The organism is Arthrobacter woluwensis (genome assembly GCF_900105345.1).
GTDB classification, from domain to species: Bacteria; Actinomycetota; Actinomycetes; order Actinomycetales; family Micrococcaceae; genus Arthrobacter_E; species Arthrobacter_E woluwensis.
The window spans coordinates 1,973,429-1,990,808 of record NZ_FNSN01000003.1 but is presented as its reverse complement, the minus strand read 5'-3'; the positions used below and the strand labels follow the sequence as shown (position 1 = coordinate 1,990,808).

16 protein-coding genes are annotated in these 17,380 nt (G+C 69.7%); 7 read left to right on the top strand and 9 right to left on the bottom strand.

Going from position 1 to position 17,380, the window contains the following annotated elements; all coding sequences use genetic code 11:
- Window positions 1-177 precede the first annotated feature (177 nt).
- From BLV63_RS09735 to BLV63_RS09720, 4 genes are all read right to left on the bottom strand, one after another.
- Complete coding sequence (locus BLV63_RS09735) at window positions 178-720, bottom strand: dihydrofolate reductase family protein (RefSeq protein ID WP_066212174.1); 543 nt, start codon at window positions 718-720, stop codon at window positions 178-180.
- 80 nt (window positions 721-800) lie between these two features.
- The gene (locus BLV63_RS09730) at window positions 801-1,022 is read right to left on the bottom strand and encodes a hypothetical protein (protein ID WP_066212172.1); all 222 of its coding nucleotides are present in this window, start codon (window positions 1,020-1,022) and stop codon (window positions 801-803) included.
- Window positions 1,019-2,230: an inorganic phosphate transporter gene (locus BLV63_RS09725; RefSeq protein WP_066212171.1), complete on the bottom strand. Its 1,212-nt coding sequence runs from the start codon at window positions 2,228-2,230 to the stop codon at window positions 1,019-1,021. The genes BLV63_RS09730 and BLV63_RS09725 overlap by 4 nt, the downstream gene beginning before the upstream one ends.
- A gap of 109 nt (window positions 2,231-2,339) precedes the next feature.
- Window positions 2,340-3,077, bottom strand: coding sequence for a hypothetical protein (locus BLV63_RS09720; protein ID WP_066212169.1), 738 nt, complete (start codon window positions 3,075-3,077; stop codon window positions 2,340-2,342).
- Between the two features lie 38 nt (window positions 3,078-3,115).
- On the opposite strand from BLV63_RS09720, the gene BLV63_RS09715 reads away from it, so the two are divergent.
- The 4 genes from BLV63_RS09715 to BLV63_RS09700 all read left to right on the top strand — a co-directional run bounded on the left by BLV63_RS09715 (window position 3,116) and on the right by BLV63_RS09700 (window position 8,630).
- On the top strand, window positions 3,116-3,736 hold the full coding sequence (locus BLV63_RS09715) for an L-threonylcarbamoyladenylate synthase (RefSeq protein WP_066213018.1): 621 nt from the start codon (window positions 3,116-3,118) through the stop codon (window positions 3,734-3,736).
- Between the two features lie 155 nt (window positions 3,737-3,891).
- Window positions 3,892-4,860: an AraC-like ligand-binding domain-containing protein gene (locus tag BLV63_RS09710; protein WP_066213016.1), complete on the top strand. Its 969-nt coding sequence runs from the start codon at window positions 3,892-3,894 to the stop codon at window positions 4,858-4,860.
- Window positions 4,861-5,060: 200 nt separating this feature from the next.
- Window positions 5,061-7,079 carry a primary-amine oxidase gene (locus BLV63_RS09705; RefSeq protein WP_074784214.1) on the top strand — a complete coding sequence of 673 codons (2,019 nt, stop codon included), beginning with the start codon at window positions 5,061-5,063 and terminating at the stop codon, window positions 7,077-7,079.
- A 153-nt stretch (window positions 7,080-7,232) separates the two neighbouring features.
- Window positions 7,233-8,630, top strand: a complete 1,398-nt coding sequence (locus BLV63_RS09700) for an aldehyde dehydrogenase family protein (protein ID WP_066212168.1) — start codon at window positions 7,233-7,235, stop codon at window positions 8,628-8,630.
- A 101-nt stretch (window positions 8,631-8,731) separates the two neighbouring features.
- On the opposite strand, the gene BLV63_RS09695 is transcribed toward BLV63_RS09700, so the two are convergent.
- On the bottom strand, window positions 8,732-9,577 hold the full coding sequence (locus BLV63_RS09695) for a molybdenum cofactor biosynthesis F family protein (RefSeq protein WP_217640449.1): 846 nt from the start codon (window positions 9,575-9,577) through the stop codon (window positions 8,732-8,734).
- A 276-nt stretch (window positions 9,578-9,853) separates the two neighbouring features.
- Here BLV63_RS09695 and BLV63_RS09690 point away from each other — a divergent pair, with 276 nt between their 5' ends.
- Genes BLV63_RS09690 through BLV63_RS09680 form a run of 3 tightly spaced genes read left to right on the top strand, consistent with a single transcriptional unit; the run spans window position 9,854 to window position 13,110 of the window.
- On the top strand, window positions 9,854-10,675 hold the full coding sequence (locus tag BLV63_RS09690) for an SDR family NAD(P)-dependent oxidoreductase (protein ID WP_066212167.1): 822 nt from the start codon (window positions 9,854-9,856) through the stop codon (window positions 10,673-10,675).
- 50 nt (window positions 10,676-10,725) lie between these two features.
- Window positions 10,726-11,553, top strand: coding sequence for an SDR family NAD(P)-dependent oxidoreductase (locus BLV63_RS09685; protein ID WP_066213007.1), 828 nt, complete (start codon window positions 10,726-10,728; stop codon window positions 11,551-11,553).
- Between the two features lie 54 nt (window positions 11,554-11,607).
- Window positions 11,608-13,110 carry an APC family permease gene (locus BLV63_RS09680; protein ID WP_066212166.1) on the top strand — a complete coding sequence of 501 codons (1,503 nt, stop codon included), beginning with the start codon at window positions 11,608-11,610 and terminating at the stop codon, window positions 13,108-13,110.
- Between the two features lie 98 nt (window positions 13,111-13,208).
- Here the strand turns inward: BLV63_RS09680 and BLV63_RS09675 are convergent, their stop codons facing one another.
- Genes BLV63_RS09675 through BLV63_RS09660 form a run of 4 tightly spaced genes read right to left on the bottom strand, consistent with a single transcriptional unit; the run spans window position 13,209 to window position 17,295 of the window.
- Entirely contained in the window at window positions 13,209-14,213 is a 1,005-nt protein-coding gene (locus tag BLV63_RS09675) for a sugar phosphate isomerase/epimerase family protein (protein ID WP_066212164.1), read from the bottom strand.
- 3 nt (window positions 14,214-14,216) lie between these two features.
- Complete coding sequence (locus BLV63_RS09670) at window positions 14,217-15,383, bottom strand: Gfo/Idh/MocA family protein (protein WP_066212163.1); 1,167 nt, start codon at window positions 15,381-15,383, stop codon at window positions 14,217-14,219.
- Window positions 15,380-16,495 (bottom strand): Gfo/Idh/MocA family protein, encoded by a 1,116-nt coding sequence (locus BLV63_RS09665; RefSeq protein ID WP_066212162.1) that lies wholly within the window; start codon window positions 16,493-16,495, stop codon window positions 15,380-15,382. The genes BLV63_RS09670 and BLV63_RS09665 overlap by 4 nt, the downstream gene beginning before the upstream one ends.
- Window positions 16,492-17,295, bottom strand: a complete 804-nt coding sequence (locus BLV63_RS09660) for a sugar phosphate isomerase/epimerase family protein (RefSeq protein ID WP_066212160.1) — start codon at window positions 17,293-17,295, stop codon at window positions 16,492-16,494. Before BLV63_RS09660 ends, BLV63_RS09665 begins: the two co-directional genes overlap by 4 nt.
- Between the last annotated feature and the right edge of the window lie 85 nt (window positions 17,296-17,380).

Here is a 17,380-nt window from a genome sequence, read left to right as displayed (position 1 = left end):
CGGCGCCACTGCCGAGGGCTCGGGGGTCTCCGACGGACTGGTGGACGTGGTTGCAGCTACCGCGCTCTGGGATGTTTCACTCACCCTGCCAGCGTAGTGGCACGCCCGGACATTTTCACCCGGGCCGAGGAGAGGCCGGGGTTCAGGCCCGTGGTGAGACGGACGGAACGTGGCGGCTCAGGAGGACGGCTTGAGCACGTAGCGGAGCTCCAGCACGTTTCCCACGGCGGCGCTCTCCCGCAGCTCCAGCTGACGCGGCCCACCGGCGAGGGGCAGGATGCGCTTTCCGGAGCCCAGGATGACCGGCATGACCGTGAGGATGAGTTCGTCGAGATGCCCGGCCGCGGCGAACTGCGCCGCCAGCTCACCGCCGCCCATGACCCAGACGTCTTTGTCTCCGGCGTCGCGCAGGAAATCCGGGACGAACTCTTCCACGTCCCCGCGGATGAGCGTGACGTCGCCGCCCGGGTACACGGGCATCTCGTGATGGGTGAACACCCACACGGGCGTGCCGCTGTAGGGCCATTCGCCCTCGAAATGGTCAAGGATCCACTGGTACGTGGTGCCGCCCATGACGAGGCATCCGACGCCGGCGTAGAACTCCTCGATCCGCCCCTCGGTCCCCGTCTCCTCGGCGTTCAGAAGCCAGTCGAGCGAGTCGGTCTCCGTGGCGATGAAGCCGTCCAGGGACACTGCGGTGAAGTACTGGAATTTCCCCATACCTCACCCTAGCCCGACGACGCCGGGCCGGTCGCCCTCAGGGGGCGACCTATCGCTGGAATGTCCACCTGCTGAAGCGTCTACTTACTGAAGTACGGGACGATCAGGTAGATCCCGAACAGGACCGCGACGCCGCAGGCTCCGAAGCACAGGTAGGCGAGAGACCGCGCGAGGCGCGGCGACTTCTGCTCGGCGTCCGCCGCGATGGCGGTCAGGCGCACGCCCAGCGAGTACAGCACCACCAGGATGACGGCGGAGACGAGCGTGGCGCCCGCGACCTGCAGCAGTTCCAACCACTTCATTCCTGGACCTCGTTGTTCGTCGCCTTGGGGGCCTTGGAGGCCTTCTTCTTCTTCTGGAAGCGGACGGCCGTGCCGGCCTCTTCCACCTCGACCGCGTTCGCATGGCTCACATGCGACTTGCGGGAGTAGACGAACATGGCCACGATCGTGCCGATGCCGAAAGCGATCGCGATGGCCGTGCCGACCGGGCCGGTGCCCACCAGGAGCGCCGTGAGAGCGCCGACGACGGCGGCCGCCGGAAGCGTGAAGAGCCAGCCGGTCGCGATCTTGCCCACCATGCCCCAGCGCACCGTGGTGCCCTTTCGGCCCAGACCGGAGCCGATCACCGAGCCGGACGCCACCTGCGTGGTGGACAGCGCGAAGCCGAGGTGCGAGGACGCCAGGATGGCGGCGGCCGTGCTGGTCTCCGCGGAGAAGCCCTGGGCGGGCTTCACTTCGGTCAGGCCGGAACCCATGGTCCGGATGATGCGCCAGCCGCCGGAGTAGGTGCCGATGGCGATGGCGAGGGCACAGGCTGCGATGACCCAGAACTCCGGACCGGACCCGGCCGGCTGCGTGCCGCTGGCGATGAGGACGAGGGTGATGATGCCCATGGTCTTCTGCGCGTCGTTGGTGCCATGTGCGAGGGCGACCAGGCTGGACGTGAAGATCTGGCCCGTGCGGAAGCCGCCGCGCTTCTGGGTGAGCTTGTCTCCGGTCTCCGGATCATGCCGCGAGGTCAGCGCATAGGCCAGACGGGTGCAGATGTACGCGACGCCGCCGGCGATGACCGGGGCGAAGACCGCCGGAAGGATCACCTTGAGCATCACCGTGTCGAAATTGACCGAGTACACGCCGATGCCGACCACGGCCGCGCCGATGAGGCCGCCGAACAGGGCGTGTGAGGAACTGGACGGCAGGCCCTTGAGCCAGGTGAACATGTTCCAGAGGATCGCCCCCATCAGGCCGGCGAAGATGATCTCCGGGGTGATGTGCACCCCGTCCGAGCCTTCCCGGATGATCCCGCCCGACACGGTCTTGGCGACCTCGGTGGAGAGGAAGGCTCCCACCAGGTTCAGCGCCGCGGCGAGAGCGACGGCCGTCTTGGGTTTGATGGCGCCGGTGGCGATGGGTGTCGCCATGGCGTTCGCGGTGTCGTGGAAACCATTTGTGAAATCGAAGAACAGAGCCAGCACAATAACCAGCGCTGCCATGAAGGTGACGTCCACCCGGGCCCAATCTGTATGTCGTGAGTCAGCCGCAGCGCGCAGGGACGCCACATCGCTATGTTAAGGGCAGTTGACGGAAGCATGAAAATCCGGTGAACCGCCGGCGCGCTCAGCCCGGGTGTTCCTCCGGAGCCGGGCGGCGGGACGGGTCCAGCGCTGCCGCGATCTGACGCTCCAGCGCCGAGAACGCGGTCTGCGGGACGGCGAGAAGGCCGTCGAGTTCCTTGCGGACCCGGCGGTAGGCGGCCTGGCGCTCCGGCGCCGTCGACCCGGGGTCGACGGCGATGTTGAGCAACTGCCGGGCGCGGGACAGGCGTTCGCGCTCCTCCGCCGAGAACGCCGCGTCCTTCACCCTCTGCGCGTTGCGCTCGGCGACGTCGAACGCGTGGCCGTAGGCGAGCACGGCTTCGCGGTAGACGTCGAGGTCCTCGCGGCTCAGCTCCTCCTGCCCCACCGGCCGCAGGGAGTCCGCACGGCGCTTGGCCTTGAGGTACTCCACGGTCAGGGGCTCCCGGACGTCGCTCATGCCGGGGAAGTCGATCATCTTGGCGACGTCCAGCTCGTAGTCGAGCCAGCGGGCGTTGAGGGAGTCGTGATCAGCCAGGAGCCGCGCGAGGTCCTGCGCCGGCGAAGGAGCCGGCTTCTGCTGGCCGTCGCTCGCATCGCCGGAGGACTCCACGCCGGGCGGCGTGCCGGCATTGCCGGCACGGATCCGCTCGATCTCGAGCCGCCGCTGATGCCGCTTCTCTCCGATCTGTGACATCCGACGGGCCCAGCCCGCGCCGACGCCCCCGAAGACGAAAACCAGCCACCAGTAGTGACCGATGAAATCCAGGATGGGTTGCACCCCTCACACGCTACCGGAGCCGACGTATGCTCAGAAGCATGGCCCGCTATTTCGACATTCACCCTCTGGACCCACAGCCCCGCCTCGTGCAGCAGGTGGTGCAGATCATCCGCGACGGCGGTCTGGTGGCCTACCCGACCGACTCCTGTTACGCGCTCGGCGCCGCTCTCGGCAATCAGGACGCGCTCAACCGCATCCGCCAGATCCGGCACCTGGATGACAAGCACCACTTCACCCTGGTCTGCAGCAGCTTCGCCCAGATGGGCCAGCTCGTGAACATCGGCAACGACGCGTTCCGCGACATCAAGGCGGTCACCCCGGGCAGCTACACCTTCATCCTCCCGGCCACCAAGGAGGTGCCGCGACGCCTCCTCCAGCCGAAGAAGAAGACCGTGGGAGTGCGCATCCCGGACCATCGCGTGACCCAGGCGATTCTCGAGGAGCTCGGCGAACCGCTCCTGTCCTCCACGCTCCTGCTGCCCGGCCAGGAGACCCCCATGGTCGAGGGCTGGGAGATCAAGGAAGAGCTGGACCACCAGGTGGACGCCGTGATCGACGCCGGTGAATGCGGCGCCGAGCCCACCACGGTGATCGACTACTCGAGCGGCTACCCGGAGATCGCCCGCTACGGCATGGGCGATCCGTCCCGCTTCGAATAGTCTCGGCGCGCGCCGGCCACACCGGCGCCGCCTTCACGTACCCCGCCGCAGGGCCGCAGGGCTTCTCATCCCCGTCCGGGATCATATACAATCCTGGGCAACCGAACTGAGATCTCCATCACACGATGGATGCCTCTGATCAACGGATGGGAATCATGATGCACGCTCCCGTACACGGCGCCGCAGGGCAGCCCGTCAGCTTCCAGCGCAGCCACGACTTCGAAGCCTTCCGGGAGAGTGTCTCCTCCTCCTTCGTCCCCTTGAAGGTGTCAGGCCCGGAACACGGGGTGTTCTTCAGCAGCATCCGCTCCGCCTCGGCCCTGGACTTCCACCTGACCGAGCTCACGGCGGGCGGGCATCAGGTCGAGCGGACGCCCGAACTGATCCGGCAGGGCGGCGAGGACTACTACAAGGTCAGCCTCGTCCTGGCGGGGTCGAGCCTCCTGATTCAGGACTCACGCGAGGTGTTCCTCCAGCCCGGCGACCTGGCGGTCTACGACACCTCCCGGCCGTACTCCGTGATCTCCGAGGAGCAGACCCGCGTGCTCGTGGCCATGTTCCCGAAGTCCACCTTCGAGCTGCCCGAATCCCAGATCCACCAGATCTCCGCCGTCAACCTCGCCGCTCCGGGGCAGCTCGGCAGCCTCGCCGCCGCGCTGCTGGCCAAGGTGTCCACGAGTCTCGATCAGCTCTCGGGCCCCTTCGGCGTGCGGATCGCCAACTCCTGTCTGGACGTCCTGGCCACCGCCTTCGCCGGATCGCTCGGCGCCCAGCGTCCCGTCGTCGACCCGCGGGAGAAGCTCCTGGCCGACATCCACGCGTACATCGAGCGCAATCTCGCCTCGCCGGACCTGACCCCGGGCTCCATCGCGGCGGCCCACTACATCTCCACCCGGCATCTGCACGGGCTCTTCCACTCTCAGGGCGTGACGGTGTCCGCCTGGATACGCCAGCAGCGCCTCGCCCGGTGCCAGCGCGAACTCTCCGACCCGTTCCTCGTGAACCGCTCAGTGGCCTCCATCGCGGCCTCGTGGGGCTTCCCGGACCCGGCCCACTTCAGCCGCACCTTCAAGTCGACGTTCGGCGAGAGCCCCCGCGACTTCCGGATGCGCTTCGCCGCCTGACGCCGGACGACGGCGGGTGCGCCGCCGTCGTGCGCCACAGGTCGGGCACCACAGCGCGGGAGAGCACCGTGTTGGCCGGGAGAGCACAGCCCTTGACCATGCCTGAAGCCTTCTCTCCCCCGCCGGACCGGAACGCCTAGCGTGGGAGGGACAGTGGGCGCCGGCCGGACCGGCGCCCGGCATCGCGGAAGGACCAATTGATGGCGCACGGGCACACGGACACGACTCTTCACACCCACGGGGAACGGACCACAGAGCCACGCGAGGTGGCGCATCCCCTGGACCCGCTCACGGCGGAGGAGATCGCGCGGACCCGGGCCGTTCTGGAGGGCGCCGGACTGATGGGAGCCACGGTCCGCGTGCCCCAGCTACTGCCGCTGGCGCCCGAGGCCGCCTGGCTGGACCGCTGGCAGGAGGGCGCGCCCCTGGAACGCCGCGTCGAGATCGTGCTCCTGGACGTCGCCACGGGTGAGGCCACGCGGGCCGTCGTCCTGCTCGGCGAGCCGGGCTCGGACGACACCGGGACCGTGGAGTCGGTCCGCACGATCGACACGGACACCGAAGGCCAGCCGCAGTACCTCTTCGAGGAGTACGACCGCGTGGAACGGATCGTCAAGGACGACCCGTCCTGGCAGGCCGCCATGGAACGCCGCGGACTCGGAGACCGCCGTGAGCTCGCGTTCTGCGCGCCCCTGGCCCCGGGCCACTTCGGCCGCGAGGATGAGAGCGGCACGCGGGTCATCCGGTCCCTCACCTTCCTCCGCGACCACGAGGGCGACAGCCCCTGGGCCCATCCCGTCGAGGGGCTGGTGGTCCACATCGATCTCACCCGCGAGCGCGTCATCCGTGTGGACGACGAAGGGGATGTGCCCGTCCCTGAGGCCTCGGGCGACTACTCGCTCTCCGCCTGGGGTCCGGCCCGTGAGAGCCTCAAGCCCATCGAGATCACTCAGCCTGAGGGTCCGAGCTTCCAGGTGGACGGGTCGAAGGTCACGTGGGAGAACTGGTCCTTCCGGGTGGGGTTCAACGCCCGGGAGGGTCTGGTGCTCAACGCCCTGAACTTCCGGGACGGTCAGCGGGAGCGCAGTGTTCTGCGCCGGGCCAGTGTCCCCGAGATGGTGGTGCCGTACGGCGACACGGCGATCGGGCGTTACTGGATCAGCTACTTCGACGCCGGCGAGTACCTCCTGGGGAAGAACGCCAATGCCCTAACCCTCGGCTGCGACTGTCTCGGCGTGATCCACTACTTCGATCAGTTCGTGGCGGACGATCACGGGCACCCCGTGAAGATCCCGCACGCCGTCTGCATGCACGAGGAGGACTACGGGATCCTCTGGAAGCACACGGACACCGAGGGCAACACGGAGGTCCGCCGCTCCCGCCGCCTGGTCATCTCCTACTTCTCCACCATCGGCAACTACGACTACGGCTTCTTCTGGTACCTGTACCTGGACGGCACGATCCAGCTGGAGGCGAAGGCCACCGGGATCGTGTTCGCGGGGGCGGGCCATCCCGGCGCCGCGAACCCGCACGCCCCCGAAGTGGCCCCGGGCGTCTTCGCCCCGGTGCATCAGCACCTGTTCTGCGCCCGTCTGGAGACCGCGGTGGACACCCCGGAGAACTCGCTCTACGAGGTCGAGGTGCGGGGCGTCCCCACCGGTCCGTCCAACCCCTACGGCAACGCCTTCACCTGGGAGGAACGGCTTCTGCCCACGGAGTCGGCCGCCCGCAGGAAAGCGGATTCCTCGGTCGGACGTGTCTGGGAGGTCCGGAGCGGCTCCGCCACGAACGCCGTGGGGCGTCCCACCGCGTACCGGCTCCACCCGCACACGGGTCCGGTCCTCATGGCCCAGCCGGAGGCGACCGTGTTCCAGCGTGCGACCTTCGCCACCGAGCACCTGTGGGCGACACCGCTCCGCAGCGACGAGCGGTTCCCGGCGGGTGACTTCCCGAACGCGAACCCCGGCGGCGCGGGCCTCCCGGCCTGGACGGCGGCCGATCGGCCCCTGGAGGACGAACGCCTGGTCCTCTGGCACGTCTTCGGTCCGACCCACGTGCCGCGCACCGAGGACTGGCCGATCATGCCCGTGGACTACTCGGGCTTCAGTCTCAAGCCGCACGGTTTCCTGGACCGGAACCCCGCCCTCGATCTCGCGGACGGCGCCAAGAGCGCCGCTGCGGGATGCTGCGGCGGCGCGCAGGTCTGCACCTGCCACTGAGCGTGGCGCGCGACGACGACGGCGGCCCGGGCGCCGTCGTCATCCGTCCGGTGATCATGCGCTGCCGGACAAGGCGCGCACGCTGGGAGCCGATGACCGGCAGGCCGCCCGGTCCTAACGTGAGGGAAGCACCGTCCATCAGGAGGAGGAACCATGGAACAGTACGAGGAACTGCTGAACGCCGTCCAGGCCGGTGACGGCGGGCGGGAGATCCGCGACGTCGCCACCGGAGAGGTCATCGGCCGTGCGCCGGTGGAGGACGTGGAGGACCTCGAAGCGGCGATCTCCCGGGCGACGGCGGCGCAGCCGGCCTGGGACGCGCTCGGCCACGAGGAACGGAGCCGGTTGCTCCACGCGGCCGCCGACGCGGTCGAAGCCCACGCCGAGGCCCTCGCCCGTCTCCTGTCCCGGGAACAGGGCAAGCCGCTGGACGGCCCGAACGCCCGCTTCGAAGTGGGCGCCTGCTCCGCCTGGCTGCGGGCTGCCGCGGACACGGTGCTCGAACCGCAGGTGCTGGTGGACGACGAGAGCGGCCGGGCGGAACTGCACTATCGCGCGCTCGGGCTCGTCGCGGCGATCGGTCCATGGAACTGGCCACTCATGATCGCGGTCTGGCAGTTCGCCCCGGCGCTGCGCATGGGCAACGCGGTGATCGTCAAGCCGTCCGAGTACACGCCGCTGAGCGTCCTGGCGCTCGTGCACGTGGTGAACTCCGTGCTCCCCGCCGGTGTGCTGGAAGTGATCAGCGGCGACCGTGAGGTCAGTGCCGCCCTCGCGGAGCACCCCGCCATCAGCAAGGTCATGTTCACGGGTTCCACCAAGACGGGCAGCTCGATCATCCGCAGCTCCGCGGACACCATCAAACGCCTCACCTTGGAGCTCGGCGGGAACGACGCCGGGATCGTCCTCGACGACGTCGATCCGGCCGCCATCGCGGAGGACCTCTTCTGGGGCGCGTTCATCAACACCGGCCAGACCTGCGCGGCCCTCAAGCGGCTCTATGTCCATTCCTCCGTCCACGACGCGGTGGTCCGCGAACTGGCCGCCGTCGCCGCCCGCACGCCCATGGGCCCGGGGCTGGAAGAAGGCAATCTGCTCGGCCCGGTGCAGAACGAGGCGCAGTTCCGGATCGTCGAACGGCTGGTCGACTCCGCGAAGGCCTCCGGGGCGACGCTCGCCACCGGTGGGACTCCCCTGGGCGGGACGTTCTTCCCCATCACGATCGTCACCGACATCGCCGACGACGCCGACCTGGTCCAGGAGGAGCAGTTCGGTCCGGCACTGCCCGTGATCCGCTTCGACGATGTGGAGGACGCCATCGCCATGGCGAACGCCGCGTCCGTGGGTCTCGGCGCGTCCGTGTGGTCCTCCGACCGGGACCGCGCCCTCGCCCTGGCCTCACGGCTCCAGGCCGGGACGGTCTGGGTCAACAGCCATGGCGGCCTCCACCCGATGGTGCCGTTCGGCGGCGTGAAGCAGTCCGGCTACGGCCTGGAGTTCGGCGTCGAGGGTCTCAAGGCCGTCGCCGCGAGCCAGGTCATCAGGAGCTGACGCCTGACGCCGGACGTTCTTGGGCCCGCGAAAGCCCCCGGAAGGATTCCTTCCGGGGGCTTTCGCGTGCGGCTCGTGCCGCGGTGTCGCGCTGGGTCGGCTCAGACGAAGTTCAGGTTCTCCGGGTGGACCGTCATGGACACCAGGCGGCCGTGGGCGCCGAAGGTGAAGTGGGTGGGGACCTCACCGGTCTCGTCGAGGCCGAAGAGCACGCCGTGTGAGCGGATGGCCGAGGCGTCCCGGTGGTCGGCGATCGTCACCGAGGCACAGGGGATGACCTTCTCGCGCCACGCGAAGACGTAGATGCCGGGCCGCACCTGCCACACCGAGTTCTCGTCCGTGTCCGCCAGGCCCTTCTCCGGACCGGCGAGGCACTGCCAGGTGTACCACTGCTCCGACAGGTAGATGTGCTCGTACGCGTGTTCGGGGCTGTAGTCCCACACGACACGGCGGCCGATCAGGGACGATGTCGGGGCGGGCGCCGCTCCGCTCACCTCGGCGCCCGCGATCACCGCGGGGCCGAAGTCGTGCCGCACGCGCGTGGCGCCGGCCGGGCGGTCCTCGTCCAGGATGGTGCTGAGCACGCTCAGGGCGCGCCCGTCCCGCAGATCCAGCACCAGCGACACGGCCTGATCCGGACGGAAGCGGTGATGGAACTGGACGAAGTAGAGCCCGTCGTCCACCAGGAAGGCTTCGTAGGCGTCCGTGCCCTGATGAGCCTCCAGGGAGTCCCCCGGTCCCGGCTGGTAGTCCCAGGACACCTCACTGTCGGTGAACTCATGGGTGACGCTCGTGCCGCGCTCATCGGTCACCACGACCACCTGGCCGGCCAGGCCGGTGTCATGCGGGGCCTTGTTGGCGTCGAACCCCGGGGCGAGCCCGTCCAGGGGAAGCCACGTCGAGGTGTCGGAGAGCGAGGGGCCCGGAATCGTGCCGTGTTCCGTCATGATGCTCCTTGAAACTGCCGTGCTGAAAACAGCGTGTCCATGCCCGGCGGGCTGCCGGGCCTGACTTCAGTCTGCTCCCGCCGTCCGCGCATTCCCATGGGTGTCCGTGCCCTGCACTTGCCCAGGCGCGAAGAGCCGTGCGGCCACTTGCCCGGGCGGGCATGGCAATAGCCGTTCCGCGCAGGCCCTGGCGCTCTCGTCGCGCGGAGCATTCAGGATGAGATCCATGAAATCGATCACTTCACCCTCCGCGGCCCGCTCCCCCGAGGCGCACCCGTGAACGCCGGGCTGAGCGGCCGGTTCGCAGTCGTGACCGGCGCTGCGAGCGGCATCGGCCGCGCGGTGTGTGCCGCGCTCCTGGACGAGGGCTGCTCGGTAGCCGGTCTGGACCGCGACCAGGCCGCCCTGGACCGTGCCGCCCGGGAGTTCGCAGCGTCGCCGCTGCCGGTCGAAGACTCGCTTCTCCCAGCTTCCGACGACGGCGCTCCCGCACCTGCGGCCGCCGGCTTCGTTCCGCTGTGCCTGGATCTGTGCGATGAGGCCGCGGTCCAGGCGGCGTTCGCTTCCCTGGCCGAGCGCTTCGGCTCACTGGATCTCCTGGTCTCGTGCGCCGGGGTCTCCGGGCCGGTCGGCACACCCTTGGAGGACACGGACCTGCGGGAGTGGCGGATGGTGCTCGACGTCAACCTCCTGGCCCCGTTCCTGGTGCTCAAGCACGCCCTGCCGCTGCTGCTCGAAGGGCGGCAGCCTGCCGTCGTGCTCCTGGCGAGTGATTCGGCCGTCGTGGCGGCACCCGGCATGGCCCCCTACTGCGCGTCCAAGGCCGGACTCGTCCAGCTGGGGCGCGCGGTGGCGGTCGAGTGGGCCGGGCACGGCATCCGGGTCAACGCCCTCTGCCCCTCCGTGGTGGACACCCCCATGAGCCGGACCGATCTGGAGAAACCCGGCGGCTTCGCGGACGCCGCATTCCCCGTGCAGAGCCCCGAGCAGGTGGCACAGCAGGTGCTGTTCCTCCTGTCACCGCGGTCGGGTCCGGTCAACGGGACCACCCTGCTCAGCGATTTCGCCTACAGCGCCCGCAGCGCCTTCCCGGCCTGACGCGGCCTTCCCCATCCGATTCTGGAGGACACCATGCTTTGGAGGACATCATGACCACCGCTCCCGCGACGAACACCGCATCCGAGACCCCGTCACAGGTCGTCCTGATCACGGGCGGAGGCACCGGCATCGGCGCCGCGATCGCCCGCGCCTTCGCCGCGGCGGGCGCGACCGTGATCGTGGCGGGCCGCCGAGTGGAGCCCTTGCAAGCGATCGCCGCTGAGGTCGATGGCACGGCGCTCGTTCTCGACGCCTCCGACGCGGCCTCGGCCCAGGAGGGCGTCGCCGAGATCGTCCGCCGGCACGGACGGCTGGACGTCCTGGTCGCGAACGCGGGAGGCCACGGTTTCTCCTCCGCCCTCGACACCGACGACACCGCCTGGGATGCCGCCCTGCGCGCCAATCTGAACACCGCCTTCATCACGGCCCGCGCGTGCCTTCCGGAACTGATCCGGAACTCGGGCCGGATCGTCGTGATGTCCTCCCTCGCCGGGCTCTTCGCCGGCCCCTCGGTCGTCGGCTACACCACGGGAAAGCACGCCTTGATCGGCCTGACCCGCAGCCTCGCCCGCGATTACGGCCCCCACGGCGTCCGCGTCAACGCGATCTGCCCCGGCTGGGTGCGGACCCCCATGGCCGACGCCGAGATGGACGAATTCGCGGCCCAGGCGGGCATCGCCTCCCGGGAGGACGCCTACCGGACCGTGACCCGCAACGTCCCGCTCGGCCGTCCCGCGGAACCCGAGGAGATCGCCTCGATCGCGCTGTTCCTCGGGTCCTCCGCCTCCTCGTACATCACCGGCGCCGTGCTGGTGGCCGACGGCGGCTCGCATGTGGTGGACGTGCCCACGATCGCTTTCGCCGACGCCGGTCTCTGACCGGCCGCCCTCCCCCATCCCCTCGCACCCGCTTCATCGTCAAGGAGACACAGCGTGGAAAAACTCTCAGCCTCAACGAGCCCGGCCTCGCCCGGCTCGGCCTCCGGCCTCAAACGCGGCACGCTCGGCACGCCCGGTGTGGTGTTCCTGGTGCTCGCCGCCGTCGCCCCGCTCACCGGCACGGTGGTGGTGGCCTCGCTCGCGATCGCCCTCGGCAACGGCGGAGGCACGCCCTTCGCGTTCCTCGTCATCGCCGCCCTCTTCCTGATCTTCGCCGTCGGCTACGCCCAGATGTCCCGCGTGCTGGTCAACGCCGGAGGCTTCTACGCCTTCGTGCTCAAGGGCCTCGGCCGGACCGGCGGTCTCGTGGCGGGACTCATCGCGACCCTGGGCTACAACTTCTTCGTGGTCGGCACCATCGGGACCAGCGGCTTCTTCATGCAGACGATCATCGCCCAGCTGACCGGCCTCGACGTGCACTGGTACGTGTGGGGCCTGCTGTCCATCGTGGCCTCCTTCCTGCTGGCCCGGCGCGGCATCGACATCAGCTCCGCGGTGCTCGGCATAGCCCTGGTGCTGGAGACCCTGGTGCTCGTGGTGTTCGACATCTCCGTCCTGGTCCGCACCGGCTTCAGCGTGGAGGCCTTCTCGCCGGACGCGATCTTCTCCGGATCGCTGCCCATCGGGCTCCTGCTCGCGGCGACGGCGTTCCTCGGATTCGAGGCCACCAGTCTCTTCGGTGAGGAGGCCAAGAACCCCTCCCGCACGGTGCCCCGTGCCACGTACATCTCGGTGAGCATCATCGGCGTGGTCTTCGCCCTGACCAGCTGGGCCGTGGTGAGCGCCACGGGCGTCGCGCAGGCTCAGATCGCTTCGCAGGAACACCTCGAATCCGGCGATCTGCTCTTCAGCCTGGCCGGGCAGTACCTCGGGGATCCACTCGTGAAGGTCATGATGGTCCTGCTGCTCGTGAGCCTGTTCGCCGCGATGCTGGCCTTCCACAATTCGGCGGCCCGCTATCTCTACGCCCTGGGCCGCGCCCGGGTGTTCCCGTACGCCCTGGCCCGCACCAACGCGGGAGGGTCCCCGGTGGTGGCGTGCGTCGTGCAGGCGGTGTTCGCCGTCGTCGTGGCGGGGGCGTTCGCCCTGGCCGGCCTCGACCCGATCACCTCACTCGTGCCGAGCATGATCGGCTTCGGCACGCTGTGCATCATGGTGCTCCAGGTGCTCGCGGCCCTCGCGATCATCGTGCACTTCCGGCGGCAGCGGGACCCCAGGATCGGCCGCACCTTCGTGGCGCCGCTCATCGCCATGCTGGGTCTGGGGACGATCGTGGTGCTGGCGATCATCAACTTCGACATCGTGGCCGGCTCGGACGCCCTGGCCGTGCGGCTCTTGCCGCTCCTCCTGGTGGTGGCCGTCGTCGGCGGGCTGATCCTCGGGCCCTATCTGAAGCGCAAGCGGCCCCAGGTGTACGCGGCGCTGGCCGAGGACATGGACAAGGCAGGCCTCGACGACGCGGCGGAATCCGAGCCGCTCCCTTCCCCGGCCGCCTGACCCCACCACGTGACCACGCGAGGGAACAGCTGATGCCCGGATACACGCCGTATCCGGGCATCAGCTGTTCCCTCGCGGAGGACGGGAGGTACGCGCCGTCAGCTCTGGTTGCTGAAGGCGGCGTCGAAGGACTGGGAGCTGGGTTCGAAGTCGAAGCGCTTCAGGGCCGCCAGTGCCTCGGGCGCACCCTGCAGCCGGTCCATCCCGGCGTCCTCCCACTCGACCGAGATGGGGCCGTCGTAGCCGATGGCCGTGAGCGCGCGGAACGAGTCCTCCCACGGCACGTCCCCGCGTCCCGCCGAGACGAAGTCCCAGCCGCGGTGCGGGTCGCCCCAGGCCAGGTGCGAGGAGAGGATCCCCGCGCGGCCGTTGCCCATCCGCATCCGGGTGTCCTTGCAGTCCACGTGGTAGATCCGGTCCGCGAAGTCCGTGATGAAGGAGACCGGGTCGATGCCCTGCCACATCATGTGGGACGGGTCCCAGTTCAGCCCGAACGCCTCGCGGTGCCCGATCGCCTCCAGCGCCCGCTGCGTGGACCAGTAGTCGTAGGCGATCTCGCTCGGGTGGACCTCATGGGCGAAGCGGACCCCGCACTCGTCGAACACGTCGAGGATGGGGTTCCAGCGGTCCGCGAAGTCCTGGTAGCCGGCGTCGATGACCTCGGCCGGGACGGGCGGGAACATCGCCACGTACTGCCAGATCTTGGACCCCGTGAACCCGACCACGGTCTTCACGCCGAGCTTCTTCGCGAGCCGCGCGGTGTTCTTCAGCTCCTCCGCGGCGCGCTGCCGCACGCCCTCCGGGTCGCCGTCGCCCCACACCGCGGTGCCGACGATCGCCTGATGACGGAAATCGATCGGGTCATCGCACACGGCCTGGCCCTTGAGGTGGTTCGAGATGGCCCACAGCTTGAGGCCGTGCTTCTCGAGGATCCCGAGCCGCTCGGCGATGTACTCGTCATCGTCCCAGCGGGCCGCGTCGAGATGCTCACCGGAGACCGCGATCTCCAGTCCGTCGTAGCCCCAGCCGGCGGCCAGCCCGGCCACCTCGTCCAGGGTCAGGTCGGCCCACTGGCCGGTGAAGAGAGTGAAAGGTCGTGCCATGGCTCAGGCCTCCTGGGTGGCTCGGGATGCGGATGGAAGGTCGACGACGGCGCCACGCGCCTCCGCGGACCGGGCGGCGGCGTCCAGCACGGACTGCACCTGGAGCCCGTCCGCGAACGACGGCGACGGGGTGCCGCCGTCCCGGATCGCGACGAGGAAATCGCGCACCTGGTGCGTGAAGGTGTGCTCCCAGCCGATCACGTGCCCCTGGGGCCACCACGCCGAAACGTAGGGGTGCTCCGGCTCCGTGACGAGGATCGTCCGGAAGCCCTGTTCCTCGACGGGGTCGGCGCCGTCGAGGAACTGCAGCTCGTTCGGGCGTTCCAGATCGAACGCCAGGGCGCCCCCGCTGCCGTAGACCTCGATCCGCAGCGCGTTCTTCCGGCCGAATGCCATGCGGGAGGCCTCCACCGAAGCGACCGCGCCGCCGTCGAGCGCCAGGGTCAGCCAGGCGGCGTCGTCCACCGTGACGTCCTCCACGCCGTCCGGCCCGGGGCGCCGCGGCACGAACGTCTCCAGGCGGGCCGAGACGCCGGTGACGGCGTGGCCGGTGAGGAACTGGACCTGGTCGATCGCGTGGCTGGCGATGTCGCCGAGGGCTCCGCTGCCGGCCGTTTCGCGACGCAGCCGCCAGGACATGGGCGTCTGCTCGTCGGCGAGCCAGTCCTGAAGGTAGGAGGCCCGCACCTGGCGGATCTCCCCCAGCCGACCGTCGCCGATCAGGTTCCGGGCGTAGGCGAGTGCCGGCACGCGACGGTAGTTGAAGCCGATCATCGACTTCACCCCGCGCCCGGCGGCCCGCGCCGCCGCCTCGACCATGGCCTGCGACTCCTCGAGGGTGTTGGACAGCGGCTTCTCGACCAGGACGTGCTTGCCGGCCTCCAGCGCTGCGATGGCGATCTCCGCATGGGTCCATCCGGGTGTACAGATGTCCACGACGTCGATGTCCGGCCGCGCGATCACCTCGCGCCAGTCGGTGGCGGACTCCTGCCAGCCGAACCTCTCGGCGGCCGCCGCCACCTGGGCGCCGTCCCGGCCCACCAGAACCTTGCGCTCGAACGCGGGCACGTCGAAGAACGAGCCCACATTCCGCCACGCCTGCGAATGCGCCTTCCCCATGAAGGCGTAGCCGATGGCCGCGACGCCCAGGGGCCGGGTCTCCCCGCTCATGCCGTCCCCTCCAGGGTGGCCGCGAGCGGCTCCCAGTCCTCGGGCAGCGGCACGGACGGCTCCGCGGAGCTCTCCACCGTGAGGAATTCCCCGCGTTCCACGGAATCGGAGATGGCGATCATGGTGTCCAGCACGTGGAAGGCCAGCTCGCCCGTGGCCCGGTGCGGCACTCCGGCGCGGATCGAGCGGGCGAGGTCCAGCACGCCCATGCCGCGTCCCTGCGCCGCCCCGCTCGCCGGAATGACGGTCCAGTCGTCCTCGCCGGGACGGATCAGCTGAAGCTCCCCGTCGAAGTTGTTGGGGTCCGGGATCAGCAGCGTTGCCTCGGTTCCCGTGACTTCGACGTAGCCGGTCCGGACGTGAGGCGACTGGAAGCTGAAGACGCTGTGCGAGGACGCCCCGCCCTCGAACTGGATCTGGGCGCTGACGTGGGTGGGGACCTCGACGTCGAAGGTCTCGCCGGCCAGAGGCCCGGTCGCCACCGTGCGCCGCGTCAGCGCCGCCGAACCCATCGCGGCGACCCTGCGGGCGCTGCCGAAGGTCTGAACGAGGGCGGTCACGTAATAGGGACCCATGTCGAAAAGGGGCCCCGCGCCCCGCTGGAAGAGGAACGCCGGGTTCGGGTGCCAGCGATCCGGCCCGGGGTACTGCATGACGGTCTGTGCGGTGAGCGGCGTGCCGATGTCGCCGCGTTCGATCACACGGCGCGCCGTCTGGAGCCCGGCGCCGAGGAAGGTGTCCGGCGCGCAGCCGACCCGCACCCCCGCGGCGGCTGCCGCTTCCAGCACCTCCCGGCCGCTCTCCCGGTCCAGGGCGAGCGGCTTCTCGCTCCACACGTGCTTCCCTGCGCGGATCGCCTGCAGCGCGACGTCGGCGTGCACGGCCGGGATGGTGAGGTTGACGATGATCTCGACGTCCGGGTGCTCCAGCGCGAGTTCGGGCGTGCCGTGCTCCGTGATCCCGTACTCCTCGGCGCGGGCCTTGGCCGCCTCCGGATACAGGTCCGTGATGGCGACGACCCGGACATCCGGGAAGACGGTGAGATTGTCCAGGTACTGCTTGCTGATGTTCCCGGCGCCGATGAGCGCGACGCCGACCGGGCCGCGGCTCACGCGCCCGCCTCGGCGTGGGCGCCGCTGTCCGGGCGGCCGGCGTCGAGGTAGGCCAGGGAGGCGGCGAGGCCCTCGAAGATGTCTCCGCCGTAGTCGTCGAACTCCACGACGCCCACCTCCAGTGCCGGCGCGGCGTCGATGACGTCCCAGATGTTCACGTCGCCCTGACCGGCCGGGAGCTGCGAGGCGGTGATGGCGGCCATCTGCTCGGGATCGAACCCGTCGCCCGGCAGCACGGTGATGGGGCCGTCCTTGAGGTGCACGGCGACCACGCGGTCTCCGAGGCGTCGCAGGAACGCGGCGGGATCCTGGCCGCCCGCGGCCACCCAGTAAGCGTCCACCTCCAGCACGACCTCGGGGTCGAGGAGGCCCGCGAAGAACTCCAGGGCCGTGGCGCCCTCCAGGGTGGACCCGATCTCCCAGTAGTGGTTGTGATAGCCCACACGGATGCCGTAGTCGGCGCCCTTCTTCGCGGCGGCGTTCAGTCGCTCCGCAATGTCCCGCACGCTCCCGGCGTCCTGCCACTGCGCCGGTTCGACGAAGGGGTCGATGACGGTGCCGATGCCGAGGTCGCGGGCCGCCGTGAAGATCTCGTCCTGATCCGAGGACAGCAGCGAGGCATGCCCGGTGGGCGCCGTGAGTCCGTTCTCGCGCAGGGCCGGTCCGAGCTGATCGGCCAGCGCGGCGAAGCCGTACGGCTCCACCTGGGTGAACCCCAGCTCGGCCAGGCGCCGGAGCGTCCCCGGAAGATCCTGGCTGAGCGCGTCGCGGACGCTGTAGAGCTGCACGGAGTAGGACATGAGTGGGGCACCCCTTCTGACTGCTGATGGACAGGCTGTGACATGGGTCATCCTCGGCCCAGGCTACGCCCCACGCTATGGGCCA

Bases quoted from the DNA above. Each gene is read 5' to 3' on its own strand.
- BLV63_RS09685 (WP_066213007.1), top strand. From the start codon at position 10,726: ATGACCACCGCTCCCGCGACGAACACCGCATCCGAGACCCCGTCACAG.
- BLV63_RS09715 (WP_066213018.1), top strand. From the start codon at position 3,116: ATGGCCCGCTATTTCGACATTCACCCTCTGGACCCACAGCCCCGCCTC.
- BLV63_RS09730 (WP_066212172.1), bottom strand. From the start codon at position 1,022: ATGAAGTGGTTGGAACTGCTGCAGGTCGCGGGCGCCACGCTCGTCTCC.
- BLV63_RS09710 (WP_066213016.1), top strand. From the start codon at position 3,892: ATGATGCACGCTCCCGTACACGGCGCCGCAGGGCAGCCCGTCAGCTTC.
- BLV63_RS09660 (WP_066212160.1), bottom strand. From the start codon at position 17,295: ATGTCCTACTCCGTGCAGCTCTACAGCGTCCGCGACGCGCTCAGCCAG.
- BLV63_RS09695 (WP_217640449.1), bottom strand. From the start codon at position 9,577: ATGACGGAACACGGCACGATTCCGGGCCCCTCGCTCTCCGACACCTCG.
- BLV63_RS09700 (WP_066212168.1), top strand. From the start codon at position 7,233: ATGGAACAGTACGAGGAACTGCTGAACGCCGTCCAGGCCGGTGACGGC.
- BLV63_RS09670 (WP_066212163.1), bottom strand. From the start codon at position 15,383: ATGAGCGGGGAGACCCGGCCCCTGGGCGTCGCGGCCATCGGCTACGCC.
- BLV63_RS09735 (WP_066212174.1), bottom strand. From the start codon at position 720: ATGGGGAAATTCCAGTACTTCACCGCAGTGTCCCTGGACGGCTTCATC.
- BLV63_RS09705 (WP_074784214.1), top strand. From the start codon at position 5,061: ATGGCGCACGGGCACACGGACACGACTCTTCACACCCACGGGGAACGG.
- BLV63_RS09675 (WP_066212164.1), bottom strand. From the start codon at position 14,213: ATGGCACGACCTTTCACTCTCTTCACCGGCCAGTGGGCCGACCTGACC.